Here is a 21,352-nt window from a genome sequence, read left to right on the forward strand (position 1 = left end):
AAAATTATTGGTTGTTACAAAAGGTTATTCCGAAGAGGAAGAGAAAAGTAACAGCCTGCCTGAATTTTTTTTGCCTTGCTTTTTTACGCATTTCTCCATCAAAAACTAAAAGGGACTGCACAGCTGTGCAATCCCTTTTAAAAGTCATAATGTAACAGTACAGCAGAATAATTTAGGGCTTCACCAGGCCCTGTGCTTTGGTCAATACCAACTGAGCCAGGTCAGGCAGTTTGCTTTTGGTTCCTGTTACGACAAACTCGCCCACTGACTCCGAGGCTCGGAATACCTTACATGTCACCGTCACATTCTCACCCTTCAGGGTGTACCGGCCACTGATTGTATAAGCGCCGGGATAATCTTTGGCGTCCATCGTCAGTACGGGTGCATCGCTTCCTCGCGTGGCTATGAGGTCATTTAGCGCACTTTCAACCTTGTTTTTCAGGTCAAGGACATCGTCGAACTGGCTATCCTCCTGGAAACTTTTAACCAGCAGGATCGGCTTGGGCTCAGCGATATGAATTTCTGCTTTCACCGATTGGGTAACTTTGCCAATGTCGAAACTACCTTCTGTCGTTCGCCCCTGATGAGCAGTTGCTGACGGACTAACCCTTCGGTAGAACGGCTGTTGAATGCCTCCCACACCTTTGGCCAGCAGGGGAACCTGCTCGACGGCATAGCTAAGCCACTTCTCTACATCCAGAAATTCACTGCCATCCTGGCGCAGCGCTGCACCTTTCATGCCTTGGAGGAGGGCATAAGTGACTAATCCTTGTCCATATACGTTAGCCTCGTAACTTGACGCATCGGCAGCCGAACCCGCCAGCACGTAGAGGCCCATCCGCTCCTGTAATCGATCCAGGGCTCGAATCTGACTGCCGGGTACGTCGCGGGCCGCCAGGAGAAGGTTCTCCGCTCCTTTCCCTGCCGAACACACATCCAGAATCAGCACTTTTTTCTTGGCGGGTATTTTTTTGAGGTACTCAATCAGTTCCTGACTCGAGAGGGCATACTGCTGGCGAATGGCGGGGTCATTGAGGTAGCTAACATCAGCTGAGGTGGCTCCCGCCATAAGGAAATACAAATCGCCATCCTGGCCACCGTAATTGACAGCATGCCCCGAAACATGCAAGACGAAGATGTCTTCGGCTCGAGTTTGCTGGGCTTCTATCAGTGTTTTGACAACAGCGGCTTTGGAGGTTTGTGCAGGACCACCAGGTTTGGTCGTAAGTACCTGTACACTGACATTGGCTGAACTGAACAGTTCATTGGCGGCTAGCCTTAGCCCGTTGGCAATCTGTTCGGCATCGGAATGGGCAAAACGCAGGCCAATGGTGGAGGTTCCGACCACAACGGCCCGCAATCGTGGGGTTTTAGTAGGGGCAGGGGCAGGCGAGACGGCTTTCTCTGGTTCACCGCCACGGGTAGTAATGGTTGGCTGATAGGTGATTTCTACAGGCTGGCTGCGGAGCCATCCCTCACCATTTTTGGCCACCACCCGGATGACGTTAGGCGCATTGGTATAGAAATGATTGGAGAACGAGGTGAGTGACAACTCCAGGGAGAGGGTTTTCTGCTGGGTATCATCTTTGGGGTTTTTACGCAAATCCTCGACGATTTCCGCCCCGTTAATAAAAACGGCTACAGGTCCAATGCCATTAGTTCGGTTGGTGAGTTGAACCAGGAGTTTGTCGTTGCGTATAGAAAGCGTTACATCAGGGGGTAAGGAAACGTTCTCAAAGGCGGGTACCTGTCGCAGTGGTTCATTTCTGAATCCCATCAAAATGGGTAGTAGGCCGGGCTGGTAGTAGCGTTGTTTGAGTTGCTCAAGTTCGATGACTTTCCATGGCTTATTTTGATCGGATGGATGGTTGACCACGTAGTGCATGAGTTTCATGGCTCCTGGTGAGGCATCGAACAGGCCAGAAGGGGTAGTTACGACCCAATCAGTAGAGTCAACGGTGATAAGTGTAGCAAGTTCTTTACCACTATTAGTATCCCAGGCTTTTATCGTATTGTCAAATGAGCTTGAAAGTATTTTTTGTCCATTATGTAAGAAGCTGACTTGCGTAACCTTATTGGTATGTCCTTTGAATATTTTTTTTTCTTTTGTCTTAATATTCCACACAATAATCTGATTGTCATCAGAGCCTGAAACAATATACTGACCATCAGGCGAAAATCCGACCGAGTTGACGGTTCCGGTATGCCCTTCAAATGTATAAATTTTCTGCTCGCTGACTGCGTCCCATAATCGAACAGTCTTGTCCCATGAGCCAGAAACGATGTACTTGTTATCGGGTGAAAAAACCGCAGACTCAACGCTACCAGTATGCCCTATAAATGAGTGTAGTTGTTGGCCACTACGTATGTCCCATAACCGTATGGTCTGGTCCCATCCCGTTGAGATAGCATATAAACTATCCGATGAAAAGGTAATAGAATTGACCCTGCCTTTATGCCCTTTAAGCTCACGGATTAGTTTGGCGCTTACCAGATCCCATTGCTGCAAATAACCTCCAGATGTAACAATTCCCTCCCCCGAAAAAACATAACGATTGTCTGGAGAAAAACCAATAGTGCTGATACTGAAGTCACTGTTGCCTACTGAAAATCTATGAATTACTTTACCTGTCGTAGCATCGTGGAGCCTGAACGTGTTATTCCATGTTCTTTTGGATAAAATATACTTCTCATTAGGCGACAAAGCGACTCCAGTTATCCATCTTAGTTCATCATCAAATCCTAAACAGCGAAAATCCTGGCTATTGATAAAGCTCCATCGTTGCAGAGGTTCAAGATAAGAACATAATATAAAGTAGTCGCCATTAGGCGCTAAAGCAAAATGGGGCTTTTTTTCAGTTGGATTTTGATGAAAACGTTGGGTGACTAGACCTGTTTTAGTATCCCATAATTTTAAATCATTAGACGAGCCTGAAAGTATGTGGCTGCCATCTGGCGAAAAAGCAATCGAATACACATTACCCCAGAATTGGCGGATTCCTTGCCCACTAGTTACGTCCCATAACCGTATAGTCTGGTCGTGATTGCTTGAAGAGATTATATATTTACTATCTGAGGAAAAGGCAACGGAGTTTACGGAATATGTATGTCCCTTAAATTGGTGGATTTCACGGCCGCTATTTGTATCCCACAACCGTATAGTTTTATCAACAGAGCCTGAAAGAATCTGTTGGCCATCAGGTGAGAACATGACCGAGTTGATTCCGGCAGTATGCCCTTCAAACCGACGAATTTCTTTACCATCAGCTAAATTCCATAACCGTATCGTATTGTCGTCGTTGGTTCCGCAGTCTGAATTGCTACATCCTGCTCCCGAAAGGGCATACTGACCATCTGGCGATAAAGCAACAGAATTGATTTTGGACCGCCCTCCCCCATGGCCCATAAATTTACGGATTAGCTTGCCATTACTAACTTTCCACAAGCGTAATGAATTGTCCCAGGAGCCTGATAAGAGATAGTTTCCATCTTGGGAGAACGCTAACGATGAAACGTAACTCATAGGCCCACCTCCTAAATAGTCTCCTTTTTCAAGGTAACGATGGAGTTCTTTGCGAGTTCTTGCTTTGTCGTCTCTAAGCCGATCTATTTCTCGGCCGGTGGTTACATCCCACAGGATGATGCTTTTATCCTTAAGGCTTCCGCCAGAAGCGATGTAGCGTCCATTAGGTGAGAACGCAACTGATTGTACATCATCTGTGTGGCCCTCAAATCGATGCAGTTCACGTCCTGTCTCAACTTCCCATAAACATATCGTTTTATCGTTCGATCCCGATATCGCGTATTTCCCATTTGGCGAAAAAGCCACGGATGTAATACTGCCTGTATGCCCAACCGGCACAACTAATTCCGGATTTTGTGCATGGGTATAAAAACATAAAATCAGAAAGTAAAACAGGGTAATTGATATAAACCATTTCATCGTGTTCAGTTTTGGGAAGGAAGTCATGGGGGTTAATGCGCTCAAAAATTGGGCAATGGCATATTATTAGGGCTTCACCAGGCCCTGTGCTTTAGTCAATACCAACTGAGTCAGGTCGGGCAGTTTGCTTTTGGTTCCTGTTACGACAAACTCGCCCACTGACTCCGAGGCTCGGAATACCTTACATGTCACCGTCACATTCTCACCCTTCAGGGTATAACGCCCACTGATTGTATAAGCGCCGGGATAATCTTTGGCGTCCATCGTCAGTACGGGTGCATCGCTTCCCCGCGTGGCTATGAGGTCATTTAGCGCACTTTCAACCTTGTTTTTCAGGTCAAGGACATCGTCGAACTGGCTATCCTCCTGGAAACTTTTAACCAGCAGGATCGGCTTGGGCTCAGCGATATGAATTTCTGCTTTCACCGATTGGGTAACTTTGCCAATGTCGAAACTACCTTCTGTCGTTCGCCCCTGATGAGCAGTTGCTGACGGACTAACCCTTCGGTAGAACGGCTGTTGAATGCCTCCCACACCTTTGGCCAGCAGGGGAACCTGCTCGACGGCATAGCTAAGCCACTTCTCTACATCCAGAAATTCACTGCCATCCTGGCGCAGCGCTGCACCTTTCATGCCTTGGAGGAGGGCATAAGTGACTAATCCTTGTCCATATACGTTAGCCTCGTAACTTGACGCATCGGCAGCCGAACCCGCCAGCACGTAGAGGCCCATCCGCTCCTGTAATCGATCCAGGGCTCGAATCTGACTGCCGGGTACGTCGCGGGCCGCCAGGAGAAGGTTCTCCGCTCCTTTCCCTGCCGAACACACATCCAGAATCAGCACTTTTTTCTTGGCGGGTATTTTTTTGAGGTACTCAATCAGTTCCTGACTCGAGAGGGCATACTGCTGGCGAATGGCGGGGTCATTGAGGTAGCTAACATCAGCTGAGGTGGCTCCCGCCATAAGGAAATACAAATCGCCATCCTGGCCACCGTAATTGACAGCATGCCCCGAAACATGCAAGACGAAGATGTCTTCGGCTCGAGTTTGCTGGGCTTCTATCAGTGTTTTGACAACAGCGGCTTTGGAGGTTTGTGCAGGACCACCAGGTTTGGTCGTAAGTACCTGTACACTGACATTGGCTGAACTGAACAGTTCATTGGCGGCTAGCCTTAGCCCGTTGGCAATCTGTTCGGCATCGGAATGGGCAAAACGCAGGCCAATGGTGGAGGTTCCGACCACAACGGCCCGCAATCGTGGGGTTTTAGTAGGGGCAGGGGCAGGCGAGACGGCTTTCTCTGGTTCACCGCCACGGGTAGTAATGGTTGGCTGATAGGTGATTTCTACAGGCTGGCTGCGGAGCCATCCCTCACCATTTTTGGCCACCACCCGGATGACGTTAGGCGCATTGGTATAGAAATGATTGGAGAACGAGGTGAGTGACAACTCCAGGGAGAGGGTTTTCTGCTGGGTATCATCTTTGGGGTTTTTACGCAAATCCTCGACGATTTCCGCCCCGTTAATAAAAACGGCTACAGGTCCAATGCCATTAGTTCGGTTGGTGAGTTGAACCAGGAGTTTGTCGTTGCGTATAGAAAGCGTTACATCAGGGGGTAAGGAAACGTTCTCAAAGGCGGGTACCTGTCGCAGTGGTTCATTTCTGAATCCCATCAAAATGGGTAGTAGGCCGGGCTGGTAGTAGCGTTGTTTGAGTTGCTCAAGTTCGATGACTTTCCATGGCTTATTTTGATCGGATGGATGGTTGACCACGTAGTGCATGAGTTTCATGGCTCCCGGTGAGGCATCGAACAGGCCAGAAGGGGTAGTTACGACCCAATCAGTAGAGTCAACGGTGATAAGTGTAGCAAGTTCCTCTCCAGTGACGGTGTTCCAGAGTTTGGTGGTGGTGTCTCCAGACCTCGACAGGGCATAGCGGCCATCGGGCGAGAAAGACACCGAAGAAATAAAATTTGTATGCCCAATGAACTGGCGAATCTCCCGCCCACTGCTTACTTCCCACAGCCGAACCGTGTTATCCATAGCCCCTGACAGGGCGTAACGGCCATCGGGTGAGAAAGCCACGGAATTAACAACGCTCAAATGCCCTCTAAACTGGCGAAGCTCTCGTCCACTACTGACATCCCATAACCGTAGGGTGTTGTCCCCAGACCCTGATAGAACATAGTGACCATCGGGTGAGAAAGCCACGGAATTAACATTACTTGTATGCCCTCTAAACTGGCGTAGTTCTTGACCACTGCTCGTTTCCCACAACCTAACCGTATTATCGCTAGACCCCGACAGGGCATAATGGCCATTGGGTGAGAAAGCCACGGAAATAATACCATTCGTATGTCCTTTAAACTGGCGTAGTTCTTGACCACTGCTCACCTCCCATAGCCGAACCGTTTTGTCATCGTCGTATGACCCTGACAGAACATAGCGACTGTCGGGTGAAAATGCTACTGAACTAACACCGCTCGTATGGCCTTTAAGCTGGTGTAGTTCTTGACCACTGCTCACCTCCCATAGCCGAACCGTTTTGTCCATAGCTCCCGAGAGGGCATAGCGGCCATTGGGTGAGAAAGCCACGGAGCGAACCCCGAACGTATGTCCTTTAAACTGGCGTAGTTCTTGACCACTGCTCACCTCCCACAGCCGAACCGTGTTATCCTTCATGTCCTCAAATCCCGACAGAATATAGCGGCCATCGGGCGAGAATACAACCGATTCACCATGGCTCGTATGGCCTTTAAACTGGCGTACCTCCCGTCCACTACTCACCTCCCACAACCGAACCGTATTGTCTTGAGTGTCCTCGGCCCCCGACAGAGCATAGTGACCGTTGAGTGAGAAAGCCACCGAAGAAACAAAGCCCGTATGTCCTTTAAACTGGCGAAGCTCCTGTCCATTAGTCACCTCCCACAACCGAACCGTGTTGTCCCAAGACCCCGATAAGGCATAATGACCATCGGGCGAGAAAGCCACTGAAGAAACAAAACTCGTATGTCCTTTAAACTGGCGAAGCTCCTGTCCATTAGCCACTTCCCACAACCGAACCGTATTGTCCCCGGATCCTGACAGGGCATAGCGGCCATCGGGCGAGAAAGCTACAGAGTAAACCGCACTCGTATGCCCTAGAAACTGGCTTAGCTCTCGCCCACTGTTCACCTCCCACAGCCGAAGCGTGTTATCATTTGACCCCGAGAGGGCATAGCGGCCGTCGGGCGAGAAAGCCACGGAACGAACACCACTTGTATGCCCAATGAACTGGCGAATCTCCCGCCCACTGCTCACCTCCCACAACCGAACCGTGTTATCTCCACCCGATAGAACATAGCGACCATCCGGCGAGAAAGCTACCGATAGAACAGCACTCATGTGCCCCTCAAGCCGGTGTAGTTCTTTCCCACTACTGATCTCCCATAATCGAAGCATTTTGTCCCCCGACCCTGACAAGGCATAACGGCCATCGGGTGAGAAAGCCACGGAGAAAACCGCACTCGTATGCCCAATGAATTGGCGAAGCTCCCGCCCACTACTCACCTCCCACAACCGAAGCGTGTTGTCCATAGATCCCGAGAGGGCATAGCGGCCATCGGGTGAGAAAGCCACTGATTCAACAGGACTCGCATGCCCAATTGGTACGATTAATTCGGGTTTCTGTGCGTGGACGAAGGGGAATTGAAGTAGAAACAAAAAAACTATGGCAATCAGTAAACGACTCATAACGGCTAGTGTGCGGTTTGAAGGTTGGCCATCAGGCTGGTATCGGTATAATTGGTCAGTAGCTTGCTGGAAAACACTTCGGCATAGCTGGCGGCATCTGGGTCGTTACGATGGTGCTGCTGGTAACGGTTTTGGATCGATTCCTGTAAGCGAGCCATAGCGTATTCGGCCAGCGCCTGCTCATCGGATTTCGTCACTAAAAAGAGAAGCGGGCTGTCGACTTGCCGAACCTGATGCCGGAACCGCCGGGCTAATGACTGTGTATAAGCGCTGATATTGAACTTACATTGCCGAAGTTTGTCGGTCAATACGCGGGTACGCTGGTTAAGTTGCGTCTCTTTATCGTTCAGGGCCATTTTTTTCAGAGGGATGTCGATAATGTCCAGCAGGCTATAGTCGGCTTCATCCTCCCGGATTTCGTCAGCGTCCGCTATCGCCTGACTCACGTCGGCTGTTAGCTGTTGGGTTTGGCGGCAGATATATAACATTTCCTGCTTTATCGACTGAGTAGTGCCATCATAGGCTTCAATCGCCAGAATATGGTCGTCAAGCTGTTTCAATTGATTGGTCAACGTTGCAATTTGTTCAGGATGTTCTGTACTGGGCAATGTGAGCTGGTTATCTAAGGCAGTAAAGGGGACCAGCGAACTAACAAAGGCAATATCGTTCTCAAATTGATCAATCGTTCGGTCAATGTGACTTTTTAGCGAATCCGTCGGATTAATATATTGGCAACTGGCTAGTGAACATACAAGCAGCATTGTGCTCAGTAAATGTAAAAATAGAGATCGAATCATGGCTAAAGTTAAGCTAGATAAAAAGCTGGAAAATCAGAAAAGCTCTTGAAAAACCTGGCTCCAGTTATATGGAGCCAGGTAGAAACTGAACGGTATGGATGAAACTGGAAAGCCCTTTTGGCCTGAGGTTGTTACATTTGGTTATTCCCGTGGGATCAAGAAATGTAACAGGCTTATCAAAAAAAAACGATAATTTATGATGAGACACTCCTTATTGCTCTATGTAGTGGTGGCATATAGCTTACTCTCTCTCGAATTTTCATCGCCAAAACCAGCTGATAGAACGACTGCGTTACGGCGAGTGTATGCTCGTCTGCTTCGGACAATTGGAAATCCCGTTGATGCGCCAACTTTACGTGTGTTGCCCTACACAATCGGTAAGCCGACTGGGCAGTTGGTGTACCAGGCCGATCCGGCGCAGATCGAAATCGGGGAGGATGTGCTGGATCTCTGTGCAACCTTTGGAGATAGTGCCGAGGCCGCTTTAGCCTGTTTACTCGGGCATGAACTGGCTCATTTTCAGTATCGCCATCGAAGTAAACAAGGGTTCTTTTCGCCTATTATTGGCAAAAATGGCTCTGCTGCTGATGCTTCAGAAAATCTAGAAGCTATCGCTGATCGCTCGGGTGTATTTACGGCTTATCTGGCAGGCTACGATGCCTTTGGTATAGCTCCAATAATTTATAAAGCTTTCTATGATAAATTTAAGAAACCTGATCAGTTGCCAGGCTATCCGACCAAAAACCAGCGACTCCAGATGGTGACCGATACCACTATTCGTGTGCAGGAACTAGCCCAACTTTTCGAAATCGGTGAAATTCGGTATCTCCTGCATGACTTCGACGGAGCCAGCCGCGATTTCGATGCGTTGGTTAGCCGCTATCCAAGCGCCACTACTGTCAACAACCTGGGGGCCATAAAACTCAATCAAGCTTTGGGACGTATGGAGTTAGCCCGTGATAACCAAAGATTGCGGTACAAATTTCCGGTTGAGTTCGATAGCGATAATCGATTGTTAGCCTCAGGACGTCGGGATGGGACTTCCTATCAACAATTGCTGATTGAGGCCCAAAAGCTATTTACCAACGCCTTGCTCAAACACCCCACGCATCAGGCGTCTGCCCTGAATCTAGCTATTACGGAATACTTACTCGATAATTCAGAACAGGCACGTCAAACCTTGCTTCGCTATTTCTCCCCATTATCGGCTAATGCTCAGCTTATGATGGGAATCATTCAGGCCGATCTGGGCCGGATCAACGAGGCCCGAAAGGCCTTCAAACTGGCGGTAGCAAACAAGGCATTTCGGGCTGTCGATAATGAAACGTACTTCGAGGAAGGCCAGAAACCAGGCTGGCAGCAGTGGTTTAATCAGATGATGGCCCGATACCAACTCAAAGAGGGAGCTTCGGTATCCCTTCCTGCCTGGCCCGACAGGGCGTTGTTAGCCAAGTATCCTCCTGTACTGGTACTGCAAGGTGATGTAAAGGTCGTACATAGTGGCTCACTGACGAGCTACCAATTGCGCATCACCAGCGAACCAACCACGAACGAAACGAAAAATGTACGGTATCGGGTAGTGAAAAGCAGTCAACTATCCCTGCAAGGCTTGGATAGCCGTAAGTTACCCAGCCAGTACGGCTCTCCAGCCACAATCATTGCCGGAACACGGGGGACTGTTTTCTATGGGTATCGAAAGGCTAAACAATGGTTGTTTCTTGAATACCGAGATAATCAATTAATTAGTTGGACAGCCGCCGAACCTATTTAGCAGGTACTAATGGTTTACGGACTCCGAATGTTTCTTTGTCAAGTTGATAGGTTTGACCCTGCGGTGTCTTGAGTAGATAACCCCCTTGCATTCGGTCGGTTAACGACCATTGTTGGGCATCTTTTGGCAGATCGGGCAGGTAAATGTGCAGGCTGTCGTCACTGCTCTGATACTCACCCCCAGCTGGGCCCTGGCTACTGAATTTGACCGGAAATGTCGTTTGTTTGACCGAACTATCCCCTGCCATCCCCAAGCCACGCTGGGTATAGGTTATCGTCAGGGCCATCGTTTGCGGTTGTGGGTCATAAAGAGCCAGCCAGGCCAGGCCGACCACCAGCAGGATAATAGCTGCCGCCCGAACCCAGGTTGGTTGCCAGAAGGGTATGACTCGACCGGGTTCTTTTTTGTTGGTATCCGTCAGAACCGATTGGCTTGCCATGAATTTGGCAATTAGCTCATTGTCGTCGGCCTGCTGTTGCTCTTCAAGCTGGCTGTTGAGGGCCTTTTGAACCAGCACGTCGTTCCGAAACGTAGGATCATCGGCCAATTTTTGACGTACGAGCTCCAGGGCAGGCTCGTCAAGTTTTCCGGCCAGGTATGCCTCAATAAAAATCCATTTGTTGTCGTCCGTAATCATCGGGAAAGAGGGGTGGTGTTAAGTTTTTTGTCCAGGCATTTGCGTAGCATTTTATTCGTCTCCGTAAGCCGTACACTAGCAGTATGGGCATCCTTGTAGCCAGTCCACCCGGCAATTTGCGCCATGCTCAGTTTTTCGTAGCTACTCAGAATTTGTTCTTCGCTCAGTGGTCCTTCTTCATATCCTGTCCAAAAGGTGTTTACTAACCGTATCAGCAACTGTCGGGGCTGCTGTAGCTGTGCAAGACAGTCGCCTATAGCGCGTTTAGCCTTATCGAATTCAATGCGTTTGGGAACACCAGGGCTAGGGGTCTCCGGAATCAATGGTAGGGTTACAACAACCGTTTCGGGTTCGTCGTTGGCAGCCATTGGATAGTCGAAGGTACCGATCTCATCATCTCCGGCTGATATATAGATTGTTTCGAGCCACTGCCACGGATTTCTTTGGTTTTTCTCTAACTGCTTCAATGCCTTTTTTCGGGCAATTCCTTTCACCAACGTTGACATTAGAGCCAGAACGGGCTTTCTGTTCTTGATCATCTCAAAGAAAGTACTGAAGCTCTCGTTCAACACATCTTCAGCTATGTCTGTGGTTCGGAAGGTGAAATTCTTCAAAAAATGGCGAACAGTATCCTGGTTTTCAGCCAAGATGGTGCTCATGGCTTTGGCCTGCTGGGAGGGAGTTCCGTTTACTGCCAACCAGATATGCTGTTGTTCCCGAGTTAGTCGCTCAATAAAGGCCGTTTGTCTGAGTCGTTGTTTGGTGGCAACTCGCCGGATGTGTAGAGCTGCGGCCAGCGTCCGTTGCGTAATTTCATCGATAGCCTGTTGAGGAAGTGGATCTGATTTCCTAGCTGAAGTCAGTAGGTTGGCAACAACGGGGAGTACCTGCGATATATAAAGATTGTTTTCCTCGGGAGTATTTGTAGCCATGGTGGAGGATCGAGTGGAGCACAAAGTAACGGAAAAATTCGCCACGCTACACTCCCGTAACGTGGCGACTGGTTTGCTGCTACTCATCTACCCCAGGAGGGCGGGTTGGCTTTTGGGGTGGATCATCATCGGCAACAGTTGTGCGGACAGTGGGCTGTGTTTTCAGCGGTACGGGCTCAACCGTAACCGATTCACAGCTACTCATCGCCAGCATCATCACCAAGCCGAACATGCCCAACCTGACCATAGCCGTAGCTTTGGGTTGTTTTTGCATATCGTTCACCCGTTTGCGGGGTATTTATGGTTGATGAAAACCGGCTCCGGGACGTCCGCATCAAAGCTTTCGAAGCAGGGTTTCAGAAGTGTATGCCCTGGCAGAGAAAAAAATCACAGCCTGCTCGAAAAAAATGTTACTTTCCCCGGCTATTGCGGAATATGAGTGTGAAAGCCTGATCCGCTCCTGCATGACTAGCCAAGATCTAACCTTGTACGAAGACCTCTGCTCTGAGGAACCACGCCGACTTGAAGCCGCTACCCGCCTGCTGACTCGTCGGGTAAAAACCATTGCGCTGCGCATTGTGATGGGTAATAGTGGAGCCCGTTCTGATGTTGATGACCTTGTTCAGGATACGGTACTGGCCGTGTGGCAGCAGATGAAATCGGGACGTTATGAGGTTCGGCCTGATACGCCATTAGATGCCTATCTGACCGCCGTAGTGCGGAACAAATGGTTAAAAACCCTGCATAAACGCTCTACGATAGCATTAACGGACCTTAGCGAATCAATTGCCGATGAGGTGCCTCCTGAACATTATCGGCTTTCAAGTCTGGAAGAAACGTTTGCCCAACTAGGTCAGGCGTGTCAGCAGTTGCTTCGCCTGTTTTATTGGGAAGGGTATACGCTGGATGAGATTGCCAGGCGGATCGGTATCTCTATGGATGCTACCAAAATGCGAAAGTTCCGCTGCATGTTGCGGCTTGAGGAAATACTAAGAACGAAAAAACAATAACCTGTTATGCGACCAACCGATCAACTACAGCAATGGGAATGGATTGAAGCCTATTACCAGAATAAATTATCGACCGATGAACGACTTGTTTTTGAACAGGAACTGGCTACGGATGCTCAATTCCGCCAGACGGCTTTACGATTACAAACAGCAGACCGAGCGCTAAGAGACCTAAGTTTGGACTATACAGTTCGTAAAGCCATTCGGCAGGAGCTGGCTCAGGGACGGCTATTCCGCCGATTGCGCCTGGGGCGAGTAGTAGCAGCGGGATTGATTGTGATTGGATTGGGGATAACTTACCTGACTTTCGACCGGGTTGATCTTCAAACCTACCGTGACGATGTGATGCTGACTCAACGCTATCGCGATTTAGACGATACTGGGCAAGAGACAGTAATGACCCCACAGCAGCGAACGTTTTATCGGGATTTTTTTGATGCTCAGGCATTTTTAGCGAATGGCCAGCCCGACATGGCGATCACGAACCTTGAGAGTCTGGCGCGGGTTGACAGCTTACGGCCTTATTTTCGCCAGGCTGTACAATGGCACCTGATAAACGCCTACCTACTCAATAACCAACCCGATAATGCCGAAGCTACACTTCTGCTACTCGATCAGGCGGGGGCACCTGTATATCCTATTCACTTAACCGACCGATTGAAAGTATGGTGGCAAATTCGCTGGCAGAAGTTAATCGACTAGCGATATCGTTTCTGACGGATATGTATATACGTAAATAGGGCTAGTACTATACCTGCCACGCCAATTCCCCAAATCCAGGACCAGTTCAACGGCTTTGGGTAAACAGGTTGCGGATTGCCCATCAGCAACAAGTGAGCCCAGAAATGAGGTGGGCTATAGGCACCTCCCTCTGTTTGTGCAGCTAAAAACTGAAGTTTAGCCTGTTGAAGGGCAATGTCGGTTGGCTTTCCTTGTGCAAGTTCATGGTAAAATAATCGTGTTAAAGTAGCCGTAGTTCCATCATGCGCATTCCAAAGAGAGGTGATGACCTGTGGGCAACCAGCAGAAACAAACGCCCGACTTAGGCTCAGTAGACCTTCGCCCTCATGGAATAGACCATTGCCAGTTCGACAGGCACTGAGTACTGCCAGCCGAATGTGTCGTAGGTCGAATAAATTTAACTCATGCGCATAAAGCCGGTGCGACGCCCCATCAGGAAAAAAAGCGATGAACGAATTTCCTGGGTCATTGTCATTGGCTTCTGCATGCGTTGCTAAGTGCAGTAATTGACGCTTTGGCAATAGGGCTATAAATGTATGTTTACTGGCATTACCCGCCGTTGAGTGCGTTCCAGATAATAGGTCGGCTTCAATGTCTGATTTTGGTAACGGATCATAAACGTCCTGCTGATCGGCCGTCCGGAGCGTTCTTGGGGCAGCAAAAGGGGCCATACTCAATACCGATGGTTTGTTGGTCGGCAGTGCTCCATACTTATCGATCACACTGTGCATCGAGTAGGTATAGGTAATTGCCATGTGCCGGAGCAAGTAATCATTGACGTACTGACCTGTTTCCAGCACTTCGAAGGGTATATAATGTAGAGGCCCATCACGCACAATAATCAATCGCTTACTCCCTTGCAATTCACCCCAGGCAGGGCCGATTAAGCGGTTGAACAATGATTGAGCTAGCTTCTGACCTGTATATTGAAATGGATCTGGATTGCGATATACTTCATTTCGGAGCAGGCTACAGTCTCGATGTAGTTCTGGGCTTGTAATCGGTAACATTAGTACATGAACCCCGTTCGCCTTCACAACTGTCAGGAGTAGTGAATCGGGGGTGAGGGTATACTGAAGCAAGGCGGTTTGCGAGTCAAGGTGATTTTGTAGGAACTTTATTTTATCCGGTTCAAGCTGTTTGTAACGATCGTAGGGGAGTAGTTGCTGGTACGTTCGATTCCAGGCTAACTCAGCGTTGATCAGTTCGGTATTAATGGACCCCTGAGCCGTCTTTGGATTGTGTTCAGCCCAGGTTGTTTTGGCTGTGGACAAACGCTTTTTAGCCTGTTGTAGCTGCTCTGCCAGGTGTTTAGGTAGTTGAAGGTAAGAAGTTTGTCGATCGCCGACCAGTTCACGTAATACGGATGCGTTGCCTTGTTCCTGTCGGTGGAGTAAGGTTGCCAGTGTCGTTTTATTAGGTTGTTGCCGATAGCAGGCGAAGGCAACTGCGACAGCTTCACGATAAGCCGGTCGGAGTTTTTCCTGTACAAGTAACTTCGTTAGTTCAGTGCTGTAAGCTCGTTGTAACAGGTCACTTAAGGCAAAAGCCCGTTCATAGGTTTGATTGGCAAGCGCTAAATTACTCCCTTGGTCAGGTACTAATTGTAGCAAATGAGCTTTCCAGCATAACGACTCAAATAAGTCTGGTCCATTCAGGAAATCAGTAGGAGTTGGATTCTGACGTAGATCGGAACTTCGAAATCGAATACTGGCCTGCTGGATGGATTTTTGGACGAAAGCCAGGGCGCCAGTTATGTCGTTCTGTTGCTGGGCAATACGACTCATTGCCAGGAGTCCTCGCCAAAGCAATCGGTTCGATGGCCCAAGGCGTTGGCCTTTTGCCAATGATTGCACAAAGAAGTGTTTTGCCAGCGCCAGTTTCCTTTTTTGCTCCCAATACTTACCCAGGGATTGGTCGAGGTAAGCTGCCAGTTCAATGCCATCCGTTCCTTTTTTGGGTATATATTGTCTGGCTTCCCGCTCAAGCCGTAACACCGAATCGGTTCGTAGTTGGTGTAGTCGGCATTCGATCAGACCCAGCAATAGCCCTCCTCGTATCAGGTCGGGACGAGTATAATGCCGGATGGAAGCCAGATACAGCGAGTCGGCCCGAGCGAGTTGTCCAATCTGTCGATAAAAAAGAGCAAACTGATTTTCGGCAATGGCTAAGTTGATCGGGTCTTGCAAGCGGCCCAGCAGCAATCGTTTCTGGTAGCATCGCTCTGCCTGTCGATAATCACCCTGTTCCATAAACGTGGTGCCACGATTTCCCCAGAAAGCGGCTACATAGGCAAGGGTTTCCTGTTCAATGCGTGGTTGGGTGGTCAGAAGTGTTTCGGCCCGTTGCCAGAACCAGGTCAGAGAGTCGGGGCGGTCACGTCGGTGATACATTTCACCCAGGCTGGCCCAAAGCTTGAAACGAGTGCTATCAGCCAGCGGGCTTAACTGAAGCCCCGAGCGGCATATAGTGGTAGCCTGGTGGTAGTCGTCTCTTACGTAATAAACAGTTGCTTTGTCGGCAAGAATATTGGCTGCTAAATTAATTTGACCGCGCTGAAGAGCCATACGATACGCCTTTTCAAAAAGTTGAAGGGCATTAGCGGGCTTATCCAGATAGATTTTGTTGCCCTGCTTCTGAAGCTCCTCTGCCGACTGTGCTCGTGAGCTGAAGGCGCCTGACAGGATGACCCAAAACAGGAGCCATGTCTGGATATAGGGATGGGGTTGTGAGCGTATCAAAAAAATAATGGCGTTGGTGTTACTTTTCATCTAAGTTAGCGAATATGAAAGAAATTTATCGGCTATATGCTAACACGTTACCTTTCACGCCGACTTTGGCTGCTTTTCCTGTTGATGCCCTTGCAGGCCCAGGCTCAGATTGACTCACGTTTGCTAACGGCCATTCGCCAGAACAATCCTGCTGGCGTGCAGGCCGCTCTCAAAGCTGGAGCCAACCCCAATGCTACTGACTCCTTAGGAGCTACTCCCCTGATGTGGGCCTGCTATAAAGCCGACACCACTGTCGTAAAATTATTGATGCAACGCGGAGCCAAAACCGAATGCCGGGGTGTGATTCGTGCCGATACTAGTACCTATTATGGTAACCTCACTGGTCTTGCTGCCGGACTTAATAAGCTTGCCTTACTGCGCTACTTACTGGAAACGCTGAAACTGCCTGTCAATGAGCCAGAGTATAACCCCGAAACCAGGAAGAACGACGGCTGGACCCCAGTGGAGTGGGCCGCTGCTAATGGGCATTTGGCAGTGTTAAACTATTTGGTCAAGCGAGGTGCTGATTTAAATGTAGGGAAAGGAAACCCAATGGCTCTGGCTGCCGGCTACGGCCATACCATCGTTGTCTCATATTTGCTGGAGCGGGAGCTGGTATTATCAAAAGACCACCCCCTCTATGCCAACTTACGAATAGTTTATCTTCAGCAAATGAATTTAGTAGCTCAAGGGTTTGAAAAGCAGGGGAAGTTTGGCCCCGCCTTATTCGTTTACAGCCAGTTTCTCAACATATACGGTGATGCTGTTAATACAAAAGATAAAAACTATGCCATCACTCTCAACAATATGGGGGCTTTATACAAGTCGATTGGCCGGTATGAGGATGCCTTGTCATACTTCCAGCAAGCTCTCTCCATATGGGAACAAGTTTTGGGAAACCCCAACCCTGATTATGCTAAAAGCCTCAACAATCTGGGGGTTTTGCATTCGTTAATGGGTCGGCATGAGCAAGCCTTACCCTTTTATAAAAAGGCCCTTTCCATGCAGGAACAAGTCTTGGGAAAAACCCATCCTGACTATGCCAACAGTCTCAACAGCCTAGCCGGGTTGTATTTAGTGATAGGTCGGTATGAGGATGCCTTATTTCACTATCAGCAAGCTCTCTCCATCCGGGAACAAGTCCTAGGCAAAACTCACCCTGACTATGCTCAAGGCCTATGCACCCTAGCCGGAGTATATTTTGCAATGGGTCAATATAATGATGCATCGACCCACTACCAGCAGGCATTGGGTATTTATGAACAAACCTTGGGCAAAACTCACCCTGACTACGTCCAAAGCCTCAGTAATCTTGGGGCTTTGTATAAGGCGATGAGTCGGTATGACCAGGCCTTGCTCTACTACCAACGGGCTATCTCTATTCAGGAACAAGTCTTAGGCAAAACCCATCCAGACTATGCCCAAAGCCTCAACAAGCTAGCCTTATTGTATTTATCAATGGGTCGGTATGACCAGGCCTTATCCTACTTCCAACAGGCCATCTCTATTCAGGAAGAAGTCTTGGGCAAAACCCACCCTGACTATGCCAACAGTCTCAACAATCTAGCGGTTTTGTGTCTTAACCCCCTGAATGGCTGGACAAAATTGCAAAAACAGTTTAGTCCTTTTACATTCAGATACCATGAGCAAACTAAGGCGGAGTTTTACTCCCGAAGACCGCTATTCCATCGTCCAGGAAGCAATCCGTGACGGCCATGCTGACACCTGTCGCAAATACAATCTATCCCCTTCATTGCTGCGCAAATGGCGATTGAAATATTTAAGCAAAGGCAAAGAAGGCCTCAAAGATTCCTATGCACGCGTCGATCCCCAGCTTCGAGTGCTGGAAGAAGAAAATGATCGCCTGAAGCGGATTGTAGCAAAACAAGCTTTGGAACTGGAGATCAAAAGCGAACTGCTAAAAAAAACGACTATTCAACCTCGGAGAAACTAGCACTAATGAAGCAGTTCGAACATCAAGTAAGTCGTACCCTGTTATGCCAGTGGCTTAGCGTGCCTCGGAGCGTGTCTTATTACCAACCTCAATCAGGTAGGCCTGGGGCAAAGCCCAGCCAGGTAACCATGAAACTGGATGGATCGTGGGTGGACAATCAACTGGTCGTGCTCAGTATTCGGCAACTGCTGGATGTTGAGTTCAATGCCCTTGGCTACGAATACATCACCCACGAGTTGAAAAAAGAGTACTTGATTAATAAAAAAAAGGTATATCGGCTCATGCAGGAGCATAATTTACTTCTGGGCAAAGTGTTCCGGCCGACAGGTAAGCGGGAGTTCGTTAAATTCAGACGAATTGTAGCTACCAAGCCCTTAGAATACCTATGTTGGGATATCAAGTACGTCTGGGTACAAGGGGAACGACGGAATTACTATCTGTTGAGCGTCATTGATGTGTATAGCCGCAAAATTCTGGATTGGCTATTCCAAGGCAGTATTCGCCAAATCGACTTGATCAATCTTTTTCGACGAATAAATCGGAGTCATGAACTGAAAGGGGTCATTTTGCGCAATGATAATGGCAGTCAATTCATTGCTCATTCAGTGCGTAACTTTTTGAAAAGCTCAGAGATCAAGCAGGAATTCACGCACGTAGCCACCCCTGAAGAGAACTCGTACATTGAAGCTTTTCACAGTATTCTAGAACATGATGTGATTGAGCGAAATGAGTTTGCCAGCTACTATGAGGCCAAAGAAATGTTAGGGCGTTATTTTTCCCATTACAACCATCATCGATTGCACCGTTCGATCGGTTTTATTACACCGCAGCAAAAGTGGGAGGAAGCAGAGTTAGTTTTTGACACAATCTTTTCAGAAAATCTGTCCAGTTAATAGGGGGCTAAGACATTTGTATACGTTAATGGGGCGGTACGAGGATGCATTGACCTATAGCCAACGGGCTATCTCTATTCAGGAACAAGTCTTAGGCAAAACCCATCCTGACTATGCCAACAGTCTCAGCAATATAGGGGCTCTGTATTTATCGATGGGTCGGTACGAGGATGCCTTGACTTACTTCCAGCAGGCTCTCTCCATGCGGGAACAAGTTTTGGGCAAAATCCACCCTGATTATGCCCAAACCCTCAACAATCTAGGGGTTTTGTACAAGTCGATGAGTCGGTATGATCAGGCCTTGCTCTACTACCAGCAGGCTCTCTCTGTTCAGGAACAAGTATTAGGCAAAACCCATCCTGACTATGCCCAAAGCCTTAACAATCTGACCGGGTTGTATCAGGCCCTGAATCGCCCCATGACTATTGCTCCGCTGATTACACAGACTGCTGCTATATACCGCCAGCATGTGTTGGACGACATAAGCATTCTTGACGAGTCGACTCTAGGTCAATATCAGCGTAGGTACAATAATGCTGAGTTTGGCTATTCAATTGCTTACTGGACAAAAGACCCCCAACTGGCCAGTATGACTTACAACCAGACGTTGCTCGATAAGGGGGCAGGGCTGCTAGCCTACCAACAACTGGAACGGCTCCTGCAAACCAGCTCCGATACACTCGTGCAAGCCCTGGCTACTCGCCAGCGAGCTCTACGTTACCAACTTCTTCAACTTTATAACAATAATGCCGGCCTAGATAAAGTCACTCCGATAGAGCAACAGTCTCAAGATATACAACAGGCCTTACTTCGAATGTTACCTGAATACCGTCAAGCCTTCACCGCTCTGCGCATTGAGTGGGAACAGGTCCAGCAGGCCCTCAAACCCGACGAAACTGCAATTGAGTTTGTATCATTCCCATACTTCCACAAGCGTTGGACCGATAGTACACTCTATGCAGCTTTAGTATTGCGCCCAGGCTATACGCAGCCTAGATTTATCTTCCTTGGTGAGCAACGGCAGTTAGACACGCTACTGATCGCCGGAGTCGCGTCTCCTACTCAAATTAATGGACTCTACCGGGGTGGGGAAGCCGAAGGAAATAATGATCAATTAGCGCGTGGTCTGGCACTATCGAAATTAATCTGGCAACCCCTTGATTCTCTTTTACAGGATGTGAAAACCGTCTATGTCTCCCCGGCAGGACGACTGCACCAAATTGCGCTGGCAGCTTTGCCCAATCCGGCCGATACCAGCCAGCACATGGCCGACCGCTTTCAGATTCGGCAGATGGGGAGTACTCGTTTGGTGGCCCTTCGCTCAACCCAAACGGAACATCAGCTGGCAAAAAATACGCTTAATGCCAGTCTCTATGGCGGCATTACTTACGAGGCTGATAGCCTGGGATTGGTTCGTCAGAAACGACTGAAAGAGGTGCAACATCGATTAGCCTTACGTGAAGCGACTCGATCCGGTAGCTGGGGTTACCTGCCTGGTACCCAAGCCGAGGTCGATAATTTGAGCAAGATAATTCCGCCTTCCAATACAACGCTTCTGACGGGTAAAGCCGCCACCGAAGGTAGTGTCAAAGCGTTATCAGGCCATTCACCGAAAATCCTGCATATCGCTACCCACGGTTTCTTCTTTCCTGATCTGCCCAAATCTAAAACCGATGGATTAGCCATCGTCAATGATGAACGCAATCGCTTTCAGGCTTCGGAGAATCCGTTATTGAGGTCGGGTCTGGTGATGGCTGGGGCTAACTACGTCTGGAAAGGGGGGACTCCAATTGAGGGCGTTGACGATGGTATTCTGACAGCCTATGAGTTGTCCAATCTGAATCTGAGTGGCACAGAACTGGTGGTGCTGAGTGCCTGCGAAACGGGACTGGGGCAGGTAAAGGGTAGCGAGGGTGTGTATGGACTACAACGGGCAGTAAAAATGGCCGGTGCGCGTTATCTGCTAATGAGCCTGTGGCGGGTATCCGACAAAGAAACAGCCGAATACATGACCTTGCTTTATAAGCGGTTATTAGTCAAAGGGTCGGTGCCGGATGCCTATGCCTATGCCCAAAGTCAGATGCGACTGAAGTATCCAAAGGAGCCTTTCAAGTGGGCGGCTTTTGTGTTGGTTGAGTAATGGATGAGATACTACGGAACAATTAAGTTCCCCT

Annotated in this window: 14 protein-coding genes; 7 read left to right on the forward strand and 7 right to left on the reverse strand. The window is 48.8% G+C overall.

Annotated elements, in window-relative coordinates; genetic code table 11:
- Positions 1-172: 172 nt before the first annotated feature.
- From B5M13_RS09770 to B5M13_RS09780, 3 genes are all read right to left on the reverse strand, one after another.
- Entirely contained in the window at positions 173-3,943 is a 3,771-nt protein-coding gene (locus B5M13_RS09770) for a caspase family protein (RefSeq protein WP_170061110.1), read from the reverse strand.
- A gap of 66 nt (positions 3,944-4,009) precedes the next feature.
- Complete coding sequence (locus B5M13_RS09775) at positions 4,010-7,672, reverse strand: eIF2A-related protein (protein ID WP_080055504.1); 3,663 nt, start codon at positions 7,670-7,672, stop codon at positions 4,010-4,012.
- A 5-nt stretch (positions 7,673-7,677) separates the two neighbouring features.
- Entirely contained in the window at positions 7,678-8,469 is a 792-nt protein-coding gene (locus B5M13_RS09780; protein ID WP_155297222.1) for a hypothetical protein, read from the reverse strand.
- 196 nt (positions 8,470-8,665) lie between these two features.
- Between B5M13_RS09780 and B5M13_RS09785 the strand changes: the two genes are divergently transcribed.
- A complete protein-coding gene (locus B5M13_RS09785; protein WP_155297223.1) occupies positions 8,666-10,240 on the forward strand; it encodes a hypothetical protein in 1,575 nt (524 codons plus the stop codon).
- Here B5M13_RS09785 and B5M13_RS09790 read toward each other — a convergent pair.
- The 3 genes from B5M13_RS09790 to B5M13_RS09800 form a co-directional block, all read right to left on the reverse strand.
- Positions 10,233-10,877: a hypothetical protein gene (locus B5M13_RS09790; protein WP_080055507.1), complete on the reverse strand. Its 645-nt coding sequence runs from the start codon at positions 10,875-10,877 to the stop codon at positions 10,233-10,235. The two genes, B5M13_RS09785 and B5M13_RS09790, sit on opposite strands and share 8 nt — an antisense overlap.
- Positions 10,874-11,809, reverse strand: a complete 936-nt coding sequence (locus B5M13_RS09795) for an RNA polymerase sigma factor (protein WP_080055508.1) — start codon at positions 11,807-11,809, stop codon at positions 10,874-10,876. The genes B5M13_RS09790 and B5M13_RS09795 overlap by 4 nt, the downstream gene beginning before the upstream one ends.
- Before the next feature lie 79 nt (positions 11,810-11,888).
- Positions 11,889-12,083 carry a hypothetical protein gene (locus tag B5M13_RS09800; protein ID WP_080055509.1) on the reverse strand — a complete coding sequence of 65 codons (195 nt, stop codon included), beginning with the start codon at positions 12,081-12,083 and terminating at the stop codon, positions 11,889-11,891.
- A gap of 190 nt (positions 12,084-12,273) precedes the next feature.
- On the opposite strand from B5M13_RS09800, the gene B5M13_RS09805 reads away from it, so the two are divergent.
- Both B5M13_RS09805 and B5M13_RS09810 read left to right on the forward strand, forming a co-directional pair.
- Positions 12,274-12,819, forward strand: coding sequence for an RNA polymerase sigma factor (locus tag B5M13_RS09805; RefSeq protein ID WP_170061111.1), 546 nt, complete (start codon positions 12,274-12,276; stop codon positions 12,817-12,819).
- 6 nt (positions 12,820-12,825) lie between these two features.
- Positions 12,826-13,521 carry a hypothetical protein gene (locus tag B5M13_RS09810; protein ID WP_080055511.1) on the forward strand — a complete coding sequence of 232 codons (696 nt, stop codon included), beginning with the start codon at positions 12,826-12,828 and terminating at the stop codon, positions 13,519-13,521.
- Here B5M13_RS09810 and B5M13_RS09815 read toward each other — a convergent pair.
- Positions 13,518-16,301: a CHAT domain-containing tetratricopeptide repeat protein gene (locus B5M13_RS09815; protein WP_170061112.1), complete on the reverse strand. Its 2,784-nt coding sequence runs from the start codon at positions 16,299-16,301 to the stop codon at positions 13,518-13,520. The genes B5M13_RS09810 and B5M13_RS09815 overlap by 4 nt on opposite strands.
- Positions 16,302-16,367: 66 nt before the next feature.
- Here B5M13_RS09815 and B5M13_RS09820 point away from each other — a divergent pair, with 66 nt between their 5' ends.
- From B5M13_RS09820 to B5M13_RS09835, 4 genes are read left to right on the forward strand one after another with little or no spacing between them, the layout of a single operon-like run.
- The gene (locus B5M13_RS09820; protein WP_080055513.1) at positions 16,368-18,041 is read left to right on the forward strand and encodes a tetratricopeptide repeat protein; all 1,674 of its coding nucleotides are present in this window, start codon (positions 16,368-16,370) and stop codon (positions 18,039-18,041) included.
- A complete protein-coding gene (locus B5M13_RS09825) occupies positions 17,974-18,285 on the forward strand; it encodes a transposase (protein WP_012931201.1) in 312 nt (103 codons plus the stop codon). Before B5M13_RS09820 ends, B5M13_RS09825 begins: the two co-directional genes overlap by 68 nt.
- A 5-nt stretch (positions 18,286-18,290) precedes the next feature.
- The gene (locus B5M13_RS09830) at positions 18,291-19,178 is read left to right on the forward strand and encodes an IS3 family transposase (RefSeq protein WP_012931202.1); all 888 of its coding nucleotides are present in this window, start codon (positions 18,291-18,293) and stop codon (positions 19,176-19,178) included.
- A gap of 28 nt (positions 19,179-19,206) precedes the next feature.
- Entirely contained in the window at positions 19,207-21,318 is a 2,112-nt protein-coding gene (locus B5M13_RS09835; RefSeq protein ID WP_080055514.1) for a CHAT domain-containing protein, read from the forward strand.
- The last annotated feature ends 34 nt before the right edge of the window (positions 21,319-21,352 follow it).

The organism is Spirosoma aerolatum (assembly GCF_002056795.1).
Lineage (GTDB): Bacteria > Bacteroidota > Bacteroidia > Cytophagales > Spirosomataceae > Spirosoma > Spirosoma aerolatum.